The 21,109-nt window shown below is 42.2% G+C and carries 16 protein-coding genes; 12 read left to right on the top strand and 4 right to left on the bottom strand.

The annotated features are described in order from the left end of the window. Positions 1–144: 144 nt before the first annotated feature. Complete coding sequence (mnmE, locus tag ACKGJO_RS10265) at positions 145–1,509, bottom strand: tRNA uridine-5-carboxymethylaminomethyl(34) synthesis GTPase MnmE (RefSeq protein ID WP_411324083.1); 1,365 nt, start codon at positions 1,507–1,509, stop codon at positions 145–147. A 126-nt stretch (positions 1,510–1,635) separates the two neighbouring features. Here mnmE and ACKGJO_RS10260 point away from each other — a divergent pair, with 126 nt between their 5' ends. Continuing rightward, a complete protein-coding gene (locus tag ACKGJO_RS10260; RefSeq protein WP_411323349.1) occupies positions 1,636–2,373 on the top strand; it encodes a transporter in 738 nt (245 codons plus the stop codon). A gap of 55 nt (positions 2,374–2,428) precedes the next feature. On the opposite strand, the gene ACKGJO_RS10255 is transcribed toward ACKGJO_RS10260, so the two are convergent. After that, positions 2,429–3,196: a DeoR/GlpR family DNA-binding transcription regulator gene (locus tag ACKGJO_RS10255; RefSeq protein ID WP_411323348.1), complete on the bottom strand. Its 768-nt coding sequence runs from the start codon at positions 3,194–3,196 to the stop codon at positions 2,429–2,431. A gap of 241 nt (positions 3,197–3,437) precedes the next feature. Between ACKGJO_RS10255 and ACKGJO_RS10250 the strand changes: the two genes are divergently transcribed. The 5 genes from ACKGJO_RS10250 (at position 3,438) to fbp (ending at position 9,717) form a co-directional block, all read left to right on the top strand. Further along, entirely contained in the window at positions 3,438–5,036 is a 1,599-nt protein-coding gene (locus tag ACKGJO_RS10250; protein ID WP_411323347.1) for a glycerol-3-phosphate dehydrogenase/oxidase, read from the top strand. A gap of 18 nt (positions 5,037–5,054) precedes the next feature. Continuing rightward, positions 5,055–6,554: a glycerol kinase GlpK gene (gene glpK / locus ACKGJO_RS10245; RefSeq protein WP_411323346.1), complete on the top strand. Its 1,500-nt coding sequence runs from the start codon at positions 5,055–5,057 to the stop codon at positions 6,552–6,554. 140 nt (positions 6,555–6,694) lie between these two features. After that, positions 6,695–7,459, top strand: a complete 765-nt coding sequence (locus ACKGJO_RS10240) for an MIP/aquaporin family protein (RefSeq protein WP_411323345.1) — start codon at positions 6,695–6,697, stop codon at positions 7,457–7,459. Positions 7,460–7,512: 53 nt separating this feature from the next. Then, a complete protein-coding gene (locus ACKGJO_RS10235) occupies positions 7,513–8,685 on the top strand; it encodes a porin (RefSeq protein ID WP_411323344.1) in 1,173 nt (390 codons plus the stop codon). A 42-nt stretch (positions 8,686–8,727) separates the two neighbouring features. After that, on the top strand, positions 8,728–9,717 hold the full coding sequence (fbp, locus tag ACKGJO_RS10230) for a class 1 fructose-bisphosphatase (RefSeq protein WP_411323343.1): 990 nt from the start codon (positions 8,728–8,730) through the stop codon (positions 9,715–9,717). A 77-nt stretch (positions 9,718–9,794) separates the two neighbouring features. Here fbp and ACKGJO_RS10225 read toward each other — a convergent pair whose 3' ends face one another. Beyond that, entirely contained in the window at positions 9,795–11,474 is a 1,680-nt protein-coding gene (locus ACKGJO_RS10225; RefSeq protein WP_411323342.1) for a peptide MFS transporter, read from the bottom strand. A gap of 137 nt (positions 11,475–11,611) precedes the next feature. On the opposite strand from ACKGJO_RS10225, the gene hutH reads away from it, so the two are divergent. The 3 genes from hutH to ACKGJO_RS10210 are packed head-to-tail and all read left to right on the top strand — an operon-like array spanning position 11,612 to position 14,790. After that, complete coding sequence (gene hutH / locus ACKGJO_RS10220; RefSeq protein WP_458860087.1) at positions 11,612–13,099, top strand: histidine ammonia-lyase; 1,488 nt, start codon at positions 11,612–11,614, stop codon at positions 13,097–13,099. Positions 13,100–13,140: 41 nt separating this feature from the next. Next, a complete protein-coding gene (locus ACKGJO_RS10215; protein WP_411323340.1) occupies positions 13,141–14,295 on the top strand; it encodes an MFS transporter in 1,155 nt (384 codons plus the stop codon). Positions 14,296–14,319: 24 nt separating this feature from the next. Beyond that, positions 14,320–14,790 (top strand): DUF456 domain-containing protein, encoded by a 471-nt coding sequence (locus tag ACKGJO_RS10210; protein WP_411323339.1) that lies wholly within the window; start codon positions 14,320–14,322, stop codon positions 14,788–14,790. A gap of 98 nt (positions 14,791–14,888) precedes the next feature. Here the strand turns inward: ACKGJO_RS10210 and ACKGJO_RS10205 are convergent, their stop codons facing one another. After that, positions 14,889–16,922 (bottom strand): S9 family peptidase, encoded by a 2,034-nt coding sequence (locus ACKGJO_RS10205; RefSeq protein WP_411323338.1) that lies wholly within the window; start codon positions 16,920–16,922, stop codon positions 14,889–14,891. 187 nt (positions 16,923–17,109) lie between these two features. Here ACKGJO_RS10205 and ACKGJO_RS10200 point away from each other — a divergent pair, with 187 nt between their 5' ends. From ACKGJO_RS10200 to ACKGJO_RS10190, 3 genes are all read left to right on the top strand, one after another. Beyond that, positions 17,110–18,531 (top strand): amidohydrolase family protein, encoded by a 1,422-nt coding sequence (locus ACKGJO_RS10200; protein WP_411323337.1) that lies wholly within the window; start codon positions 17,110–17,112, stop codon positions 18,529–18,531. Between the two features lie 69 nt (positions 18,532–18,600). Then, positions 18,601–20,049: a tetratricopeptide repeat protein gene (locus ACKGJO_RS10195; RefSeq protein ID WP_411323336.1), complete on the top strand. Its 1,449-nt coding sequence runs from the start codon at positions 18,601–18,603 to the stop codon at positions 20,047–20,049. 115 nt (positions 20,050–20,164) lie between these two features. Further along, positions 20,165–20,947: a hypothetical protein gene (locus tag ACKGJO_RS10190; protein ID WP_411323335.1), complete on the top strand. Its 783-nt coding sequence runs from the start codon at positions 20,165–20,167 to the stop codon at positions 20,945–20,947. Positions 20,948–21,109: the final 162 nt, after the last annotated feature.

Genomic DNA, 21,109 nt, shown 5'->3' with positions numbered 1-21,109 from the left:
AGGTAAGATCCGTTTAGACTCATAAAATTAGTCTCATGACCGAATGATAGACTGCTAGGTGAGCTAATAACCCTTCAGCTTTCGTATTAAGATAGTGAGTTATGGTTAGTGAGAGCTCGCATGGTCTAAATCCTGCGGGCTTTTTTATTTGCCAATACAAAAACGGGAAAAGATTGAGTCTAAAACATCTTCATTAGTGATCTCTCCGGTGATGATCCCAAGTTCTTTGAGAGCTGCTCTTAGGTCGATCGATAGAAAATCTCCTGTCAAATTTTGCGAAAGTGCACGCAAGGCACTTTGAACATGCTCTTTAGTTTTTTGAAGGGCGTCGCGATGGCGAGTGGAAGTGACTAACAAACTGGAAGCGTCATAATGCTTATTCTCCAAAGCGCGATCTTTAAGTAACTGTTTCAGGTCTTTGATCTTCTCTCCCTCCAAAGCTGAAATTTTTAGGTCAAACTCGGTTCGCCATTCTTCCTGTATTTCAATATCCGCTTTGGTACCGATCAGTATGAACGGTGTGTCTTCAGCTCTTGATTGAAAATCAGCGATCTCTTTTCGCTCTATATCCATGAATGGATTGGAGAGATCTTTGAGATAGATCACAAGGTCGGCTTGTTCAAAGGCTTTCTGAGATCGCTTAACGCCTTCGGCTTCGATCACATCTTCCGTTTCACGAAGACCTGCTGTATCGATCAGCTTGAATAACAGCCCATCGTAGCTCCAGTCGGCATCGATGGTGTCTCGAGTGGTTCCGGCTATTTCCGTTACGATGGCGCGGTCACTGCCCACCAAAGTATTTAACAAGGTGGATTTCCCGGCATTGGGTCGCCCGATGAGTACGGTCTTAACACCATCTTTGACTAACCGGCCGGTTTCATAAGTTTCGAGAAGTTCAGTGATCTCATTATCAAGCTCTTCCAACAGTTTCTGCAGTTGCTCTTTGTTGGCAAATTCCACGTCTTCTTCAATAAAATCCAGCTCCAGTTCAACCATAGCGGTGGCATCAATGATCTGCTGCCTGAAATTTTTAATATGTGCACCGAGTCGGCCTTCAAGCTGTTGATGGGCGGCATCAACAGCTTTTGAGCTCTTGGCATGGATCAGGTCTGCAACCGCTTCGGCTTGATCGAGATCAAGTTTGCCATTCAGAAAAGCTCGCTGGGTGAATTCACCCGGTTCCGCAGAGCGGACTCCCAGAGTCAATATAGTTTCAAGAACAGATTGTGTGACCAAAACCCCGCCATGACAAGATATTTCAACGGTTTCCTCACCGGTGTAAGATCTGGGAGAATGAAATAATGTAATAAGCACTTCATCCACCGGAAAGTCATCTTTGTTCATGATCTTGCCAAAATGAACGGTATGCGAGTTCTGTTTCGTTAGGTCTTTCCCTTTAAAAGCCCGATCAATGGTAGATATGGCACCTTGCCCTGAAACGCGGATAACGGCAATGCCCCCTTCACCAATTGGAGTTGCAATAGCGGCGATCGGTTTTTTTTGTGTAATCTCAGTCATGAATAAAGATAATCAGATTGCCATGAAATCCGTAAGGCTAAATATGTTAATATCATTGCGAAATGATGTTGCGAACATTCACATTTAGTTATCAATCATTCTAATTACTACAACCTTATGAAAAAGATATTATCTGTTACAGTTTTATTTTTGTTTGGAGTCCAAATGGTGCAGGCACAAAATTACTCACCTGACCGACCGGGCATTGGAAACGGTTCATTCATTACCCCAGAAGGTATGCTTGGGCTTGAAGCAGGATTTCAATTCAGTAAAACTGAATTTAATGAGCAATACGATATAGGCCAGCTGGTACTGAGATACGGCCTGAGCGAAAAACTTGAACTCAGGGCTTTATTGAATTCCTATACATCTGTAGATACTGAATTATTGGGAGGTTCTACATCCTATTCAGGCTTTCAGGATATTGGTATTGGACTGAAGTATAATCTGGTGTCAGGTGATGGGAAACCAAGTGTATCTGCGTTGGCAGAGTTTAGTCTGCCTGTAGGCTCAGATGAGTTCACCGGCGATGAAACAGTTCCATCTATAGGTTTGCTTGCCGACTATGCCTTAAATGAAAGCATAAGTTTATCATCAAATCTTGGGTACAGCTTCAATGTTGGCAATGTTGACGACAGCTGGTTATTTACAGTGACGCCCGGTTTTGCTATTTCAGATAACGTGGGTGGATATTTCGGTTATGCAGGGAATTATTATGGTAATTTTGAGCAGCATTGGATTGAGGGCGGTTTTACCTTTGGTTTGAGCAATGATATTCAGCTTGATGCTAATATTGGATACGATACTGAAAATGAGGTCACATTTTTAGGTGCGGGAATCGCTAAAGGATTCTAACCCATCAGTTAAAAAACTTATAATAATTTTAAGGGCAGTTAGTAGCTGCCCTTTTCTATATTGATGAAACAGTAACCTGAATCCCGGCTTCATCCAGTTTCTCTATTGTATCAGAAGATGTGCCACTATCAGTAATAATATGCTGTATTTTCTCTAGTCCACAGATCCGGCTAAATCCACGTTTACCAAATTTAGTGTGATCAGCAACAACTACAGTATATTGCGCAACCTCTATGAATTTTTGATTTAAGCTGGCTTCCATAAGGTTAGATGTAGTGAGGCCGTGATCAAGGTCTATGCCATCCACGCCAAGAAATAAAATGCCACATGTAATTCCCTCCAGAAACTGTTCAGCATAGGAGCCAACTACAGATGTTGAGCTGGGCCGAAGTTGCCCGCCAAGTTGTAGAATTTCAACATTTTCATGCTGTGACAATTCCAATGATACATTAAGGGCAGAGGTAATTACATTCAACCTGCGATCCGTCTGAATACGTCTGGCGACGGCTAAAATAGTTGTACCCGAAGCGAGAATGATCGAATCATTACCCCCGATTAGTTTCACGGCCTCTTTAGCAATGGCATTTTTTTCACCGGCCTGGATCTTTTCCTTTTCAGAAACCGGACGGTCGCTTGTGTATGGATTGGTTTGAGTTGCGCCTCCATGAGTTCTAAACAAGAGCCCTTTTTCCTCAAGTACCCGCAAGTCTTTCCTGATGGTTACTTCTGAGACATCCAGGGTGTTGCTCAAGTCTTGAACATTGACCTTTCCTTTATCTTTCAGTTCATTAAGTATTATTTCGTGCCTTTCCGTTACAGTCATAATAATATATTTTGATTTATTTCAAAGATACTATCGTGCTTTTATTAGAACAAATAGACTTTTAAACGAAAGTAAAAGAAATATTAAAAAATTAAATATTATTTAAACAAATACATTTAGATTAAAAATAGTGCTTTTAAAGGCATTATTTAAACAGTAAGGCTACATGAAAAAAATTATTTGAGTTTCGATATGTTTTGTTTACTTTAATAAAAGAATAAAATGAAAGTATAGATTTATTATGAAACGCCAAAAATTAGTTCAAAGAATAGATGAAAACCTGTCAAAAGAGTGGGACTTGATCATTATTGGGGGTGGAGCTACGGGCCTTGGAGTTGCCTTAGATGCTGTAAGCCGGGGATATGAAACTTTATTGCTGGAGCAATCTGATTTTTCAAAAGGTACATCAAGTCGCAGCACCAAACTAGTACATGGAGGTGTTAGGTATCTGGCGCAGGGTGACGTTGCTTTAGTTAGAGAAGCACTTCGAGAGCGTGGACTTTTAAAGAAGAATGCGCCGCATCTTGTTCAGAATGAAACGTTTGTCATCCCGGGGTATAAGTGGTGGACTAAATATTATTATACCATTGGCCTGACTCTGTATGATCTGTTATCCGGTAAGTTAAGTTTGGGGCGATCAAAACCTATTTCAAAGAAAGAAGCTGTACGCAGGTTGCCGACTATAAGACAAGAGGGATTACGAGGTGGCGTTATCTATCACGATGGTCAGTTCGATGATTCCAGATTATCCATTAATCTGGTTCAAACCATAGTTGAAAATGGAGGTGTTGCTCTTAATTATGCTGAGGTGACCGGCTTGATCAAAGATTCAAATAAAATAGCCGGGGCGAATATGAAAGATATGGAATCCGGTAAAACATATGCTTTAAAAGCTAAGTCAGTGATCAATGCCACGGGTGTTTTTATAGATGACATTATGAAAATGGATAAGGATGAGCATAAAGAAATGGTGCGACCGAGTCAAGGTGTGCACTTAGTTCTGGACAAGGAGTTTCTTCCCGGTGAGGATGCCATTATGATACCAAAAACTGATGATGGCCGGGTACTGTTTGCTGTACCATGGCACAACAAAGTGGTTGTGGGCACAACGGATACACCTCTCGATGAACACAGTCTGGAACCTGTTGCAATGGAGGAGGAAATAGAGTTTATTCTGAAGACAGCACAAAAATATCTGGAAAAAGAACCAACACGAAAGGATGTGAAAAGTGTATTTGCGGGTTTACGTCCCCTCGCTGCACCTAAAGAGGGAGATACCAAAACCAAGGAAATTTCAAGAAGTCATAAACTGATTGTGTCAGATTCCGGGCTGATAACCATCACCGGTGGTAAATGGACGACCTTCAGAAAAATGGGGGAAGATACTGTAGATAAAGCCGAATCTGTTTCCAAAATTGGTAAAACGGTATCGACCAGTGAAGACTTGAAAATTCATGGATACGAATCAAACACAGATTATGATGATCCATTATATTTTTATGGTTCAGATCGTAATGAGGTAAAAGGTATAACGGAAGAGTATCCATTTCTAAACGAAAAACTACACGCAGATTATGAACATATTAAAGCTGAAGTTATATGGGCAGCAAGAAATGAAATGGCCCGTACTGTAGAGGATTTTCTGGCTCGCCGCATTCGAATGTTGTTCCTGGATGCCAGGGTAGCAATTGATATGGCTCCTGAAGTGGCTGAATTAATGGCCGGAGAATTGGGCTACGATGAAGACTGGGTTAAGACTCAGGTCCAGGAGTTTACGAACCTTGCCAACAGGTATTTGTTGGAAGAGTATAAACCAAAGGAATTAGTAAATAAAAACTAAAACGAACCAACAGTCACTATGGAAAAATTCATACTAGCATTAGATCAGGGTACAACAAGCTCTCGGGCTATGCTTTTCAATAAGAAAGGCGAGATCGTGTCGGTAGCTCAAAAGGAATTCAGACAAATTTATCCAAAGCCGGGTTGGGTAGAGCACGATGCCCAGGAGATCTGGTCTTCACAGGCGGGTGTTGCAGCCGAGGCAGTTGCTTCTGCTGGTATTAACGGAAAAGCGCTTTCAGGTATAGGAATAACCAATCAGCGCGAAACTACGGTGGTTTGGGATCGTGAGTCCGGTAAGCCGATATATAATGCCATTGTATGGCAGGACAGACGAACTTCGGATTACTGTGACAATTTGAAAGAAGCGGGGCATGCTGATACGATACAGGATAAAACCGGGCTGGTAATCGATTCTTATTTCTCAGGGACGAAAGTTAAATGGATCCTGGATAATGTTGAGGGCGCCCGCGAGAAAGCAGAGAAGGGTGAGTTGGCTTTTGGAACCATCGACTCATGGTTGATCTGGAATTTTACTCAGGGTGAACTTCATATTACGGATGTAACTAATGCTTCACGAACCATGCTCTTCAATATAAATACTATGGAGTGGGATAATGACTTGCTGGATCTGATGGATATTCCTGAAAATATGATGCCTGAAGTTCGTCAGTCAAGCGAAGAATACGGGCGAACAAAGACCACGCTATTCGCAAGCAAAGTTCCGATCGCGGGAATTGCAGGTGATCAGCAGGCTGCTTTGTTTGGACAAATGTGTACAGAACCGGGCATGGTCAAAAATACTTATGGAACCGGTTGTTTTATGCTGATGAATGTGGGAGACGAACCGATCAAATCTCAAAATAACCTACTGACAACTGTAGCATGGAAGATCAATGGAAAAACACAGTATGCGTTGGAAGGCTCGGTCTTTATAGGTGGAGCCGTAGTACAATGGTTGCGGGATGAAATGAGCATCATACAGGAATCACAGGATATCGAATACTTTGCCAACAAAGTTGAAGATTCTGATGGAGTTTATCTGGTGCCGGCTTTTGCAGGCCTTGGTGCTCCTCACTGGAAGCAGCATGCTCGTGGGATCATGGTCGGAATTACAAGGGGAACTAACCGGGCACATTTAGCAAGAGCGGCTCAGGATTCTATAGCCTATCAGGTACTCGATCTGTTAAATGCCATGAGAGCAGATGCCGGAATTGATGTGAAAGAGCTTCGCGTAGATGGTGGTGCAACCGTAAACAACACTTTGATGCAGTTTCAAAGTGATCTGGTTGAGGATGTGCCCGTTATTCGACCCGTGATAACGGAAACAACAGCCCTTGGAGCAGCTTATCTGGCCGGACTTGCCGTAGGATTCTGGGACGATATCGAAGAGATCAGGAAGATGTGGCAGGTAGATAAAAAGTTCGAGCAAAAAATGGATCCTGCCAAAGTGAAAGAGATCACTAAAGGATGGCAGCGAGCTGTAAATGCTGCTATAACCTGGGCAGACGACAGGTAAACAAACATCAAAATAGTATAAAACGCTTACCGTAATCGCACTATGGTCAAACCGGTAAGTAAAAAATCAAGTGCACGTAGAGAAGTACTAACTATACTATAAGTAATGAATATCAAAAACTTAAAAACGGAGACAATAAAATGAGTCCGATTTTAGCAGAATTTATTGGAACCGCGATCCTACTACTATTTGGTTGCGGTGTGGTTGCAAACGTAATTCTAAGTAAAACAAAAGGAAATGGAAGTGGATGGATCGTTATTACCTGGGGATGGGGTATGGGTGTATTTATAGCTGTGTTTTCAATGGGGCAGTTTAGTGGGGCTCACATAAACCCTGCCGTTACTATTGGACTGGCTACTGCCGGACTATTCGATTGGGCTATGGTGGCTCCGTACATATTGGCTCAGGTCGCCGGTGGTTTTTTTGGTGGCTTCCTGACTTGGCTGGCATACAAAAAACATTTCGATGCAACGGAGGACGCCGGTACTATTTTAGCCGTTTTTTCTACAGCACCGGAGATCCGTAATTATGGAGCAAACTTTATGACTGAAACGATTGGCACCTTTATTTTGATATTCGGCATCTTCTATTTGACAGCTCCGGGTTTTATTGATGCTAATGGGAACATGTTGGAATCAATAACTATAGATGGTGAGCAAGTTGGATTTGGTCTTGGTGCTTTGGCAGCTCTGCCTGTTGGATTATTAGTATTTGGTATCGGCCTTGCCTTGGGTGGACCTACGGGGTATGCCATAAACCCTGCTCGTGATCTTGGGCCAAGATTGGCTCATGCTGTTCTCCCAATTCCTAATAAAGGAAATAATGACTGGTCGTACTCATGGGTGCCTATCGCAGCACCAACTGTAGGAGCTGTACTTGCAGCACTGGTTTTCATGCTGATTTGATGACCATAGATATAGATAAGCAGCTTAAATTTTACATACAGAGGATATAAAAAATGAATTCACCAGGAAAATTATTTAGAACATTAGCAATCACTTTTGGCCTATTAAGTCTGACAGTTTTGTCAACTCAGACATCGAAGGCACAGGCTATTCAGTACGATAGTGAGAATGACTGGGTATTAACTGTAACGGGACAACTGCCTGTATTCATAGTTGCTTCAGAACATCAGGACTTTAACTCTGACGGTTCAGATCAGTTTGCAACAAGAGTCATGTCAGGGTTTAACCCGGCAAATATCACCTTTACAGTTGAAGCACCGGAAATGAATGGGCTCAACGTAAAAGGGATATTTCAGATCAACCATCACCTTCAGGGACCTAGCATTCAAAACGAGGGTTTGTTTGAAGGACGTGTTGCGGATATTCAGATCTCAGGAAATTTTGGTATAATAAATATTGGTAAAGGTTTTGGAATCTTTAACAGTAGTTCAATTGCTGATGCCGGAAGCGGTATGGGTGTTGGAAGATTTGTTGGTCCTGATGGTGCAAATGCAACATTGGGTAGAATAGGCAGTGGGTATACCTATGCAAATTTCAACCCTAGAGTTACCTATACAACCCCCGATCTTAGAGGTTTTAGTTTAAAAGCCGGTTTGATCAATCCCGAAAAACCAAGTGGAGCGCCAAGTCAGCAGATTCAGACTGCGACACCCCGATTGGAAGCTCAGGCTAATTATAACTTGGACCTGAATTCAGGAAAGATAGATCTTTGGTTAGGAGGTATGGTGCAGGATGTTGAAGTAGTAAGTGCAGATTATAACTATGACATTTCTGGCTGGGATCTGGGTGCAAGGCTAACTGCTGCCGGCTTGCGATTTACCGGTGCTTATTCTGAGACTCAGGGTGTGGGAGCAGATGGATTGATCGGGATCAGTTTGACAGGAACAGGATTAGATCAGGCAGAAGTAGAAGCCAGTCAATGGTATGGTGAGGCAACTTATGCCTTAAAAGATCTGACCTTAGGCCTTAGTTATGGAGAAGGATCACAAGATGCTGTCACTACTGTATTGGGTGGTTCACCTGATATCACAAACAAGTTACTGATGATGTTTACAAGGTATAAGGTCACCAATAATTTAACCCTCCTGGGAGAGATTCAAGATTTTTCATCTGATAGTCAAAACAATTACCAGGCAATGATTATAGGTATGCAACTCAATTTTTAAATTACTATAAACTCAAACTAAGACTCCGGTTCAGGATCAAATATGAATAAACTGACAACACTTGAAGAATACATTATTCATGCTCAAAATAAATTTCCCGGAGCTAAAGGGGATCTGTCACAGCTCTTAAGGGATATTGCACTTGCTGCAAAGATCATTTCCCGGGAAGTGAATAAAGCTGGCATCACAAATATTCTTGGATTGGATGGCGCCTCCAATGTCCACGGAGAATCTGTTAAAAAGCTGGATCTGTTCGCTAATGAACAGCTTCAATCAGCCCTGGGAAGAGCAAATATTACGTGTATGGTAATATCGGAAGAAAATGAAGGAGTAGTTCGTTTAAGCGATGAATCAGGCAAATATATCGTGTATATGGATCCGCTTGACGGTTCATCTAATATAGATATCAGTGCAACCATAGGTAGTATATTCTCCATCTATATGCGTCCGGAAAATAAAAAGCATTTAACTGAGGCTGATGCCCTTCAACCCGGTACAAAACAGATCGCGGCAGGGTATGTTCTCTATGGTTCTAGTACAATAATGGCTTATACCACAGGGATGGGTGTTCAGCTCTTCACGTTAGATCCAAGTATTGGTGAGTTTATTCTTTCGGAAAAGGAAGTTCAGATACCACAGGAAGGAAATATTTACAGTACTGATGAGGGTAGTTATATTTATTGGGATGAAGCCTTAAAAAAGTACGTGAAGTATTGCCAGGCTTACGACCCGGAAACTAACCGACCCTATAAAGCTCGTTACATCGGGTGTATGGCAGCGGATGTTCATAGAACTTTACTACAAGGGGGAATATTCATGTATCCTGATAGCAGCAGGTATCCCAACGGTAAACTTAGATTGATGTATGAATGCAATCCGTTGAGTTTTATTATTGAACAAGCCGGTGGGTTATCGACGGATGGCGAAAAACGCATTATGGAAATTGAACCGAATTCTATTCATGAATGCACTCCGATCTACATTGGTTCAAAAGTAAATGTAGAGCGCCTTAAAGAGTTCTTTCTGGATTAAAGCCAAGACGTCCGCATAAAATAAAAGCTCCCTCATTTTAGAAGAGGGAGCTTTTACTGGCACACTTTTAGTTGGGTTTACTCAATGTCACCCATTAGTTTTTTAACTCCGGGTGCAGCGAGTATAGCAACAACACCGCCACCACCCACAATAATGGCGACCATTTGAAAGAGTCCTGCAGGCGCAAGGCTCTCGAGTTGGCCGGCCATAAGGCCCGCCATAAGGTTACCCAAAGCAGCAGCTACGAACCAAATACCCATCATCTGACTTACCCTGTTTTTCGGTGCAAGCTTTGTCATAGAGGAAAGTCCTACCGGAGACAGGCATAACTCGCCGGCTGTATGCAGAAAGTAAGTCACGATCAGCCATGCAGGCGAAACAAGACTTGTTGCTGAAGCATTAGCTGCCCCCCATGAAAGCACAAAAAATCCTGCAGCCAGTCCAAAGAGACCCAATCCAAATTTAACAGGAATTGAAGGATTCGCATTTCGGGAAGCCAGCCATGTCCACATGAACCCAAAGATCGGCGCAAAGATAACAATAAAGGTTGGGTTGATCAGCTGAAGAGTACTTGCAGGAATGATCCAACCATTGCCGACTTGGGTGAAAACCCAATACAGGAATCCAAGTAATCCAACAGCAGAAACGATCAATGCGAATTTAGCCATTCCCCATAGGTCATCTCGCCGAAAAGCTTTCAGCACATAGTAACCAATAGGGAGTGCTAGAATAAAAGTTATGAGAAAGGCACCGTAACCGCCCAGGAATGTATTTGGGCCAACGGCTCTTTCTGTTAGATCAGATGCAAAGAGGTTCAGTGATGACCCGGCTTGTTCAAAACCACTCCAGAAAAGAGCTGCAAGAATGAAAAGCCAGAAAATAACACCAAGTCGTTTTTTCTCTTCAGTATTATGGCCTCCAAAGAATATAATGTATCCAAAAAAGATGAGGGTGATAATTACGGCTACAATTCCAAGATTTTGAGCAAGGGCACTAAGTGCTACATCAATTGCGCCTGAACTTTGAAGAAATCCAAAGATAACTACAACAGCGATAAATATGGAGGAAACGGTATAAAAGATCTTACTCTTTCGGTTAACTTGTTCTTTTGTAAAGTTTTCGTCCAGTTCTCCAGCTCCTTGCAGATATTTATCCCCAACTTTATAGGAGATCAATCCAAGTACCATACCAAAACCGGCAAGAGAGAATCCGTAATGCCAGTTATAACCCTCACCAAGCAAACCGCAAAGAAGTGGCCCAAGAATTGCACCCAGGTTAATACCCATATAGAAGATTGAGAACCCCGCATCCCGCCGCGCCCCGCCTTCAGGATAAATGTCTCCTACCATGGAGCTTACATTAGGCTTAAGTAAGCCGGTTCCTATTACAATAAGGGCAAGACCGATGAAAAAGAAAGTTGTGGTGGGGATGGCCATGCTGAAGTGGCCGGCAGCAATGATACAACCACCTACAAAAACAGCTTTTTTCTGACCCCAGATATTATCGGCAACCCAGCCACCGGGAAGTGATAACACATAAACAAAAAAGGTGTAAATACCATAAATAGCTGTAGCTTCACCAACACTGAAACCAAGTCCGGGATTATCCCCGAGAGCTTCAGCTGTCATAAAAAGTACAAGGAGAGCGCGCATTCCATAGTAACTGAATCGCTCCCATAATTCGGTAAAAAATAAGGTCGAAAGTCCGCGCGGATGACCGAAAAAGTCATTTGCGGTAGCGGGATTCCCGTTTGCCATAATGTCTAAGTGTTGGTTATGATTTAGAAAGTTAAGAATGCATCGATGATACTTAAACGGGCAGTAGGTTGCAAGAAGGGATTGAATTCCATGAAGGTTCTGACGACCTTGAAAGGCGAAATTTAAAAAAAGATCTTATGGTAAATATCAGAATTAGTTCACTTTACAGCGATCTTCATAAGTCGATCCATAGTCTTAAAAAAGATACAAGCAGTATTTTGCGCTCGCGAAAGGTAGTAGAGGAGGCTTTAAAGAAGGACGAGGCATTCTATGGGATAAACACCGGTTTCGGAATTCTGGCAAACAAAAGAATCAGTGGTGATCAACTTAAGCAACTGCAAAGAAACCTGATCCTTTCTCACTCAGTTGGAACCGGGGACCTCATACCAAAAGAGATCTCAAGGCTTATGCTGATGCTAAAGATCCATGCACTGGGAATCGGTTATTCCGGTATTTCTATGGATACCTTTGAGCGTCTTATCTATTTCATTGACCATGATTTAATCCCTGTAGTTCCTGAAAAAGGCAGTGTGGGTGCCTCGGGTGATTTGGCTCCGCTTGCACATATGTCCTTACCATTACTAGGATTCGGTTCGTTCTGGAATAAGAAAGGAACCGAACCGATACCGGCTGATAAAATTCTTGAAAAGCATAACATAAAACCTATTGATCTTCAGGCTAAAGACGGACTTTCTCTGATCAATGGTACGCAACTTATGAGTTCATATGGTGCGTATGTTTTAGAAAAGACGCTTCATTTGTTGAAAGTTGCTGATCTGTTGGGAGCGATGAGTCTGGAAGCTTTGCAAGGCAGTATCAAACCATTTGATAAACGCATTCATGATATCCGCCCTCATAAAGGGCAACAAACAGTGGCTGCCAATATTCGTCGTCTGCTGGAAAAAAGTGAGATCCTTGAGTCACATAGAAATTGTGGTAAGGTTCAGGACCCTTACTCCCTCAGGTGTATACCACAGGTTCATGGAGCCAGTCGGGATTCTATTGATCATTGCGTAAATATCGTGGAAACAGAAATTAATTCTGTTACGGATAACCCGCTGGTTTTTCAGAATGGAGATATCATATCAGGTGGAAACTTTCATGGGCAACCCCTTGCGATGGTACTCGATTTTGCGGCCATTGCTCTAGCAGAACTGGCAAGTATTTCTGAAAGAAGAACGTATCTGCTGCTAGAGGGACATGATGGTCTTCCTGAATTACTGATGGAGGAGACTGGCATCAATTCCGGATTTATGATCCCGCAGTATACGGCGGCTGCATTGGTATCAGAAAATAAAGTACTATGCCACCCAGCGTCTGTAGATTCGATTCCAACGAGTCTGGGGCAGGAAGATCACGTGAGTATGGGAAGTATTGGAGCTCTAAAATTATTAAACGTTTATAAAAATGTGAAGCAAGTATTGGCAATTGAGTTATTTACAGCTGCACAGGCATTGGATTTCAGGAAACCAATGAAGCCGGGTGAAGGTATTGAAAAAGCCCATACCTATATCCGTGAACAAATAGCGCATGCAGATGAAGATCATTTCTTTAGAGATGAGATCAATCAGGCTGTACAGCTGTTAAGTGATGAATCACTGATGAGTGGACTGGATCTAAAATAACCGGACGGATGAGCCTGAATAATCCCCGCTTTATTTTACCAATGATTGTTTTTTCGCAATTTGCTGGGACCTCGTTATGGTTTGCCGGAAATGCAGTTATTCCGGAACTGATACTTGAACTATCTTTGGATCTGTCTGCCATAGGTCATATTACGATGGCAGTTCAGGCCGGTTTTATCATCGGAACGCTTGTTTTTGCTGCATTGAATGTGGCAGACAGATACTCCCCGGTCAAAGTGTTTTTTACCTGTTCTGTACTTGGAGCTTTGTTCAATCTTACTGTGATCTTTGCATCAGGTTATACATCCTTGTTAGCAGCACGTTTTCTGACGGGATTCTTTTTGGCTGGGATCTATCCGGTTGGAATGAAGATAGCTTCCGATTGGCACAAAGAAGGCCTGGGGAAGGCCCTTGGTTACTTGGTTGGTGCCCTCGTGTTAGGAACAGCCTTTCCTCATTTCTTGAAATTTTCCGGAGGTGATCTTCCCTGGAGATTTGTTATGATAAGCACTTCAGTATTAAGTGCATCAGGCGGATTATTACTGCTACTGACGGTAAAAGACGGACCTTACGGAGGTAGCAAGGGGCATTTCAAACCCTTGGTTATGTTCAAACTTTTTAAAGACAAAAATTTTCGGTCGGCGGCTTTTGGGTATTTTGGTCACATGTGGGAGTTGTATACTTTTTGGGCATTTGTGCCCGTGATGCTCGCCTACTATAACTCCGGGTCGGCAGGGGAGCTAAACATCCCGATCTGGTCTTTTGTGATCATAGCTGCCGGCAGTGTAAGTTGTATAATTGGCGGATACATTTCACTCAGAAAAGGGAGTAAGCATGTGGCTTCAGTATCATTACTGATATCTGGCATTTGTTGTTTGATCTCGCCGTTTATTTTTGACCTTCCTTCATGGTTCTTTTTGCTGATCTTGGTGGTGTGGGGAGTAAGCGTAGTCTCAGATTCGCCACAGTTTTCAACCCTGATAGCAAAATCGGCCGACCGGTCTTATGTAGCTACCGGATTGACACTGGTTAATAGTATAGGCTTTGCAATCACTATTATCAGTATTCAGGTCTTGACGATCATGTGGGTTGAAAATCTTGAGCCCTTGGTATTTTTGATCCTAATGGCCGGGCCGGTATTTGGATTGATCTCAATTAAGAAATTCAAAGTTAAATCACCTACTTTGAAACAATAATAATGAGTCTAACGTGTAAGGATCATGGAATTATTCTGGATCATATTAGGAAGTGTTTTTATCCTTGTGGGATTAATTGGTGCTTTTTTGCCGGTGGCACCGGGATTGCCTTTCAGTTATGTTGGTTTACTAATACTTCAGTTATTGCACAGTCCTTTTTCTCTTTCTTTCATGATCGGTTGGTTGATTGTTGTAATTGTTTTCGGCTTTGTGCTCGATAACGTACTTCCGGCATGGGCAACCAAAAGATCGGGTGGAACACCCTATGGCATAAGCGGAAGTGTTATTGGGCTTCTTGTCGGGCTGTTCTTCCCACCGATCGGATTTGTGGTAGGTCCACTGGCAGGGGCATTTGTAGGTGAACTTATAGCCGGACAAAAATCAGATCGTGCACTTAGATCAGCATTATGGTCTTTTGCAGGTTTTATGGCTGCTACCGGATTAAAGGTGATTGCCGCCTGTGTCATGGGATTCTATTATTTCGTAAATATTTGAAGTAAAATTTACACACATCTGAAAAAAACTTAAGCATAAAAAAGCCTGACCCGTTATAATGAGGTCAGGCTTTGCTAATTCAGATCATTGATCTTATATCAGTTATCAATAGAAAGGTTTTCAATTTTAAGTTCAGAATCCGGGCGTTGTTGATCGGCTCCTTTAAGGTATTGATTAAACCATCGCATCATGCGCAGGCTGTAATCATATTGTGCAGTTGCGTTTCGGTTTCCGTGTCCTTCACCGGGATATAAAACCAACCGAACCGGTGTATCGGTACGTGTTTTGATGTGCCGATAGAGTTCATAAGATTGACCCGGGTCAACCCGTGTATCCTCTTTACCGTGCATGATTAACAGAGGAGTTTCGGCGTTTTCAACATGATAGATAGGACTACGCTCAAGATATCCCTGATAATCATCCCAAATGCGTTTTCGAGCATGTACATGATAAAGTTCTTCAGGAATGTCGGAGGTTCCCCATTTTGATAGGTTGTTGCTTATACCAACAAACATTACGCCGGCTGCAAAACGATCGCTGTATTTAGTGCTCAACCAGGCTGTGGCATAGCCACCATAAGAGCCTCCGGTTACACCTACTTTATTCTTGTCGGTGATACCTTGCTCGATCAGATAGTCAACACCTACCACAATGTCATCGAACTCAGCCCCGGCAAGATCACCCTGACTGCTCATGGCAAATTCAAGGCCTCTGCCCGTGCTTCCGCGATAGTTTGGATAGAACACGGCAAATCCATCAGCTGCACCCAGCTGCCCTGTGCTGGAATAGGATGTCAGCCATGCATTATCATAATGTGCTTCAGGTCCGCCATGTACCACAGTCACGGTAGGATATCGGTTTCCTTCCTGATAATTTAAAGGATAGATAAGTAAACCTTCGATTTCCATGCCGTCTTTGGTGGTAAATTTCACAACTTTCTGCTTACCGAGTTCCTTGTCGGTGAGCCATGGATTAATGTTAGTGATGCGTTTTGGAGAACTTTCTCCCTTCTTCATCAGATAAAGCTCATCCGGATGTTCCGGTGTGCTTACATCAAAAACATGAGTACCGTTTGAAGCGGAAGCAAATGCCTTCAAAATAGGCCCACCTGTTGGAATGATCACTTCCATTTGACTGTCATTACTTTTGATCGATCCAAATTCTGACCATACACCTTTACTTACAAGGTAATGCAGGGTGTTATTATCAGCCCATTCAACCTGATCGAACATACCCTTAAAATTTTCTTTTAGTATGCGAGTTCTCCCGGTTTCTGGATTAGCTATCTTTAGTCTTCCGTCGATAGGATCGTTGATGTTAGCCCCGGCGATCATTGCGATCTTGCTACCATCTGGGCTCCACTTTATTGCCCCTAATTTTCCTTCATGGTCCAATTCAGAAATGATTTCTTGGGTCTCGTGACCAACTACATACACTTTTTGAGCCATGTAAAAATCATCCACTAATGGTGATGGTGAGACGGCAATAGCGAACTTGGTTTGATCCGGACTCCAGGTTGCTGAAGCAACATGACCCTTAATGTCTATTCGGTGCGGCATGTGACCTGGCATTGCAATATTTTGAATGTACGCCCAGCTTTCAGTCAGGTTTTCCTCGTAGATCTCAGGAGAATAGGGGAGCGGAGACTTTGAGGATTCCTTAGGTTGTGACGCACGGAAAATGATGTGCTCGCCGTCAGAGGCCCATTCGTATCCTGAGATGTTAGTTTTAAAGGAATAGAGTTTCTGGGCTTCACCTCCGTTCAAAGAGATCTCATAAATGGAACGGGTGTCATCGCCTTCCTGTCGATCCAGAAATGTTATGCTGTTGTAATTTGGCCTGAAAGCAACACCGCTTACGCTACGACCGGTAACAAATGGATGTGTTTCTTCAGATTCAATATCCAATAAATAAAGATGAGAACTGGCAGGTTTGTTTTCTTTCATGGGATCGGCCGGTACCATCAATGTATAGGCGGCAGTTTTACCATCCTCTGATATATAGACAGAGCCTATATTCTTGATCTTGGCTATATCATCAGGCGTAAGGCCGTTTTGTGCAATAACTGAAAACATGAGCCCCAAAGAAAGGATCATAGTCAGTATTGCGGATCTTTTATGTGATATTTGCATAGTTATACCTCCTAAAGGGTATTTTTAATTTTCAAATAAATAAAGTCATAGCATAGTATCATCTAAACAATTAGTCTGAAGATTGTATGAATACGAGTCCAATTCTTTAATAACGTCTTCTTCCAAAGTTTGATATGAACGCGATAATAGTTTTATTCATATATATCTTAAATAAATCTGTTTCATAATGCTATCTCATAACCTTTCCTTTTCTGTTATAATTGTAACACTTCTGATATCTTGTTCAGCCAATCAAAATGAAACTGAATATACAGTTTTAAAAGGAGCTACTGTTTTTGACGGAAATGGGGGTGAACCGATCAAAAACAGTGAGGTATTGATCCGAAATGACAGGATCGATTGCATAGGAGAGGCGGGTGATTGTTCTATCCCAATGGGAACCGAAGTGATCGATGCCTCCGGTAAATTTATAACACCGGGATTGATCGATGCCCATATGCATTTCTTCCAGACCGGTTTTTTTGACAGTCGCCCCGATGCCATGGATCTGAATGACACTTATCCATTCCCTGAAATAGCTGCTTACCAAGAGCAAAACCCGGAACGTTACTACGATACCTATCTATGTTCAGGTATTACCGGTGTGTATGATGTGGGTGGAATGAGTTGGTCGGTTGCATTGCAAGAGCAAGCCGAAGAGAATTCCAGGGCTCCACATGTTGCTGCAGCAGGACCACTATTGACACCCGTTCCCGGGGCACCCTTCGATCTGCCGTCAGACAGAGTATTGGTTCAACTCGATTCTGAGGAAACGGGAGTGAAAATGGTTCAGTATATGTCAGCTTTGGGCAGTACGGGTGTGAAATTCTGGATGCTGCGTGCTGATGATGAGGATTATATGGATCGTGTGAAAGCCGCGGCTAATGAAATCGAAAAACATGATAATCAGATGATCGTGCATGCAACCTCATTGGATCAGGCAAAAGCAGCTGTGGAGAGTGGAGCAAAGCTGCTTGTTCACAGTGTATCAGATCAACTTATTGATGACGAATTTGTTGAAATGATGAAAGAAAAGGGAACCATATATAATCCAACCTTGATTGTAGGTGCCGGTTACACTGTGGCTTACCGAGCGGCTGCAGATATCGCTCCTATTCCGATTAATGATCCCAACGGTTGTGTTGACCAAAGAACACGGGAGCTGATCACATCTGCAGCTCAATTCAAAGATCACCCTAGATTGAGTGATCAGTTCAAAGAACGCCTGCAGAATTTTGATCCTGAAACAGATATGACCACAGATATCATGTTGCAAAATCTGAAAACACTATACGAAGCAGGCGTGCCTATCGTAGTTGGAACGGATGCGGGTAATCCGGGTACCTTGCATGGCATATCCATATACGACGAGATGGAAATGATGCAGCAGGCAGGAATATCACCTAAAGACCTAATAGTGATGGCTACTAAAAATGGAGCGATGACTATGAATCGTCAAAATGATTTTGGTACTTTAGAGCGTGATAAACTGGCCGATTTGATCCTGCTGGAAAGTGATCCATCTGAAGATATTACTAATATGCGAAGCCTTAGTCACGTAATGATCAAGGGAGAGATGATGGAAGTTATCAAGGTACAGCGTTATTAGGATCGATCTTTAAATCAACTATGACTAAAAATAGATATAAAGAGAATAATTTTAATTAGGTTTAATATTATGAGAAATCTGCCATCAATTTTGTTTTTGACGATTTTAATGACCTTTGCGGTCATTGAAGTGCAAGCTCAGGATAACTTACTGGGCAAGATCGATTTTTCGAATTCGGGGGCCGCTGTTGCACAGGCTGATTTTGTGGAGGGTCTGAAATTCCTTCATAACTTTGAGTATGCAGATGCGGCCAGGGCCTTTAAGCGAGCAAGAGAAATCGATCCTGATTTTGCCATGGCATACTATGGGGAAGCGAAAAGCCATAACCACCCACTTTGGTTTCAACAGGATAAAGAAGCAGCGATGGATGTCCTAAACGAACTGGGTGCAACAGTTAAAGAGCGTCAATCTAAAGCATGTACTCAAAGGGAGAAAGATATTTTGATGTCGCTTGAGGTGCTTTACGGAAATACGGCTGATTCTAAGGGACTCACAAAAGAAGAAAGGGACATACTTTATATGGAAACAATGAAAGGTCTCCATGAAAAGTACCCTAATGATCATGAGATCACGGCTTTTTATGGTTTGTCAATACTAGGGTCAGCTCATGAAGGACGTGAATATGCAATTTATATGCGAGCTGCAGCAGAATTGTTTGATGTTTGGAATGAAAATCCGGAACACCCCGGCGCTGCACATTACCTGATCCATTCTTTTGATGACCCTGTCCATGCTCCACTTGGCTTGCCAATGGCCAAAGCGTATTCAGAGATCGCTCCTTCAGCAGCTCATGCTCAGCATATGACATCGCATATCTTTTTGGCCCTTGGCATGTGGGATGGAGTTATTGATGCAAATATCGTAGCCCGTGACGTTCAAACTGATCGGCAGAAAGAATTGAATGAGCAACCTACTGTTTGTGGGCACTATCCGTGGTGGCTGGAATATGGTTATTTGCAGCAGGGAGATATAAAATCTGCTGAGGAGGTGTTAGACGCATGCCACGAACGTATTATGGGAAAACCAAATAATAGCGAACTTTGGCATTTTGCCGTGATGAGAGGTCATTATGTTGTAGATTCTGAAAACTGGAAAGCCGCAGAAGTTTGGTCAGGTAAATTTGATCCAAATACTCGCGGAGCCGTTAATTATTACTATACTTCCGCATTGGCTGCTTTAAAGCAAGGAAAAGTCTCACTGGCAAAAAAGGCTTTAGATAATTTGACCCAAACACCGCGGTCTGTTGAGAGAAATATACAAACCGATCAGATCAAAGCACTGCTATTGATGGAAGAGGGAAAGCTGAGTGAAGGATTGTCACTGCTGAGAAAAACAGCGGAAGTTGAAGCTGATTTACCCATCGATTTTGGCCCGCCGGTGATAGTAAAACCTTCCTATGAATTGTTGGGTGAGGTTTTATCTGAGGTAGGTAAAATTATTGAAGCGAATGAGGCCTATGAAAAACAACTAGAGCGTACCCCTGATAGAAGAAGAAGCTTGCAAGGGTTGAATAATTAAGTGAAATAAAGCCTTTTTCAGAATTATATCAGGATGAATACCTGAAATACTTGTATTTCTGCCGGAATGTGTTACTTTTACATTTGTAAACATTCAATTTTTTTGGGAGGGACAAATGAAGAATGCGGTAAAACTGATCATAACGGTATGTCTGTGCCTGAATATAACTGTATTTGCACAAACTGAAGAAAATACTTATCTCAACATCGATTATCTGAAGGTTGAATCTGAAGATTATACCGAATTCGAAAAGTTGATCGAAGATGAGTGGAAAGAAATTTATGCCCGGGAGCACTCTTCTGAAAAAATGATAGGGTGGTATTTTTACAGAGTCATATATCCGGGTGGCCAGGGTGGTGAGTATAACTATGTGATCATTACTACCTATAAGGATCCAAACACATTGGTTCAGGTCAGTGATGCCTTGGGAAAACAGGTTATGGAAAATCATAAAGGGTTATTGAAGAGAACTCAAAAACTGATGACCCATCAATTTTCGGAACTTTGGAAAACAGAGGCGGGAATTTATAATGGAAAAGACAAAAAGCTAAGTGAATTTGTACTCATGAATTACATGATGGTGAATCCAGGTAAAGAAGCAGAGTATTTGACTCTGGAAAATGACATGGCACGGCCGATTCATGAAGCTAGGATCGAAGAGGGTAAAATGCATAGTTGGCGAACATACTCTTTGTTGCAACCCGGAGGTCTGAATTATACATATAATTTTGCCACTGCAGATCATTTTACAGAAATGAACCATATCGAGTTTGGTTTTACTAACGAACTCATTAAAAGTGTGATGCCCGGAACTAATATTAATGAAATGTTTGATGCTATTTATGCAACGCGTGACATTGTTAAAAGTGAGACATGGCAACTCATTGTTGCTTTATAATGACGCTTCAGATAAGCCATAAAAAAATCTAATTAAATCTGATTCTTAAGAAAGATATATTCATTTTATTAAAAGACTGATTAATTACTGGGTCACAAATGATAATCAGGCTTTTCAGCTAAGGTAAATGTGAATATAGTTAGGGTAAAATTGGTTTCACAC

The organism is Gracilimonas qinghaiensis (assembly GCF_046602855.1).
GTDB lineage: Bacteria > Bacteroidota > Rhodothermia > Balneolales > Balneolaceae > Gracilimonas.
Note: the sequence above shows the minus strand (reverse complement) of the source record. Positions and strands in the feature narration are given on the sequence as shown.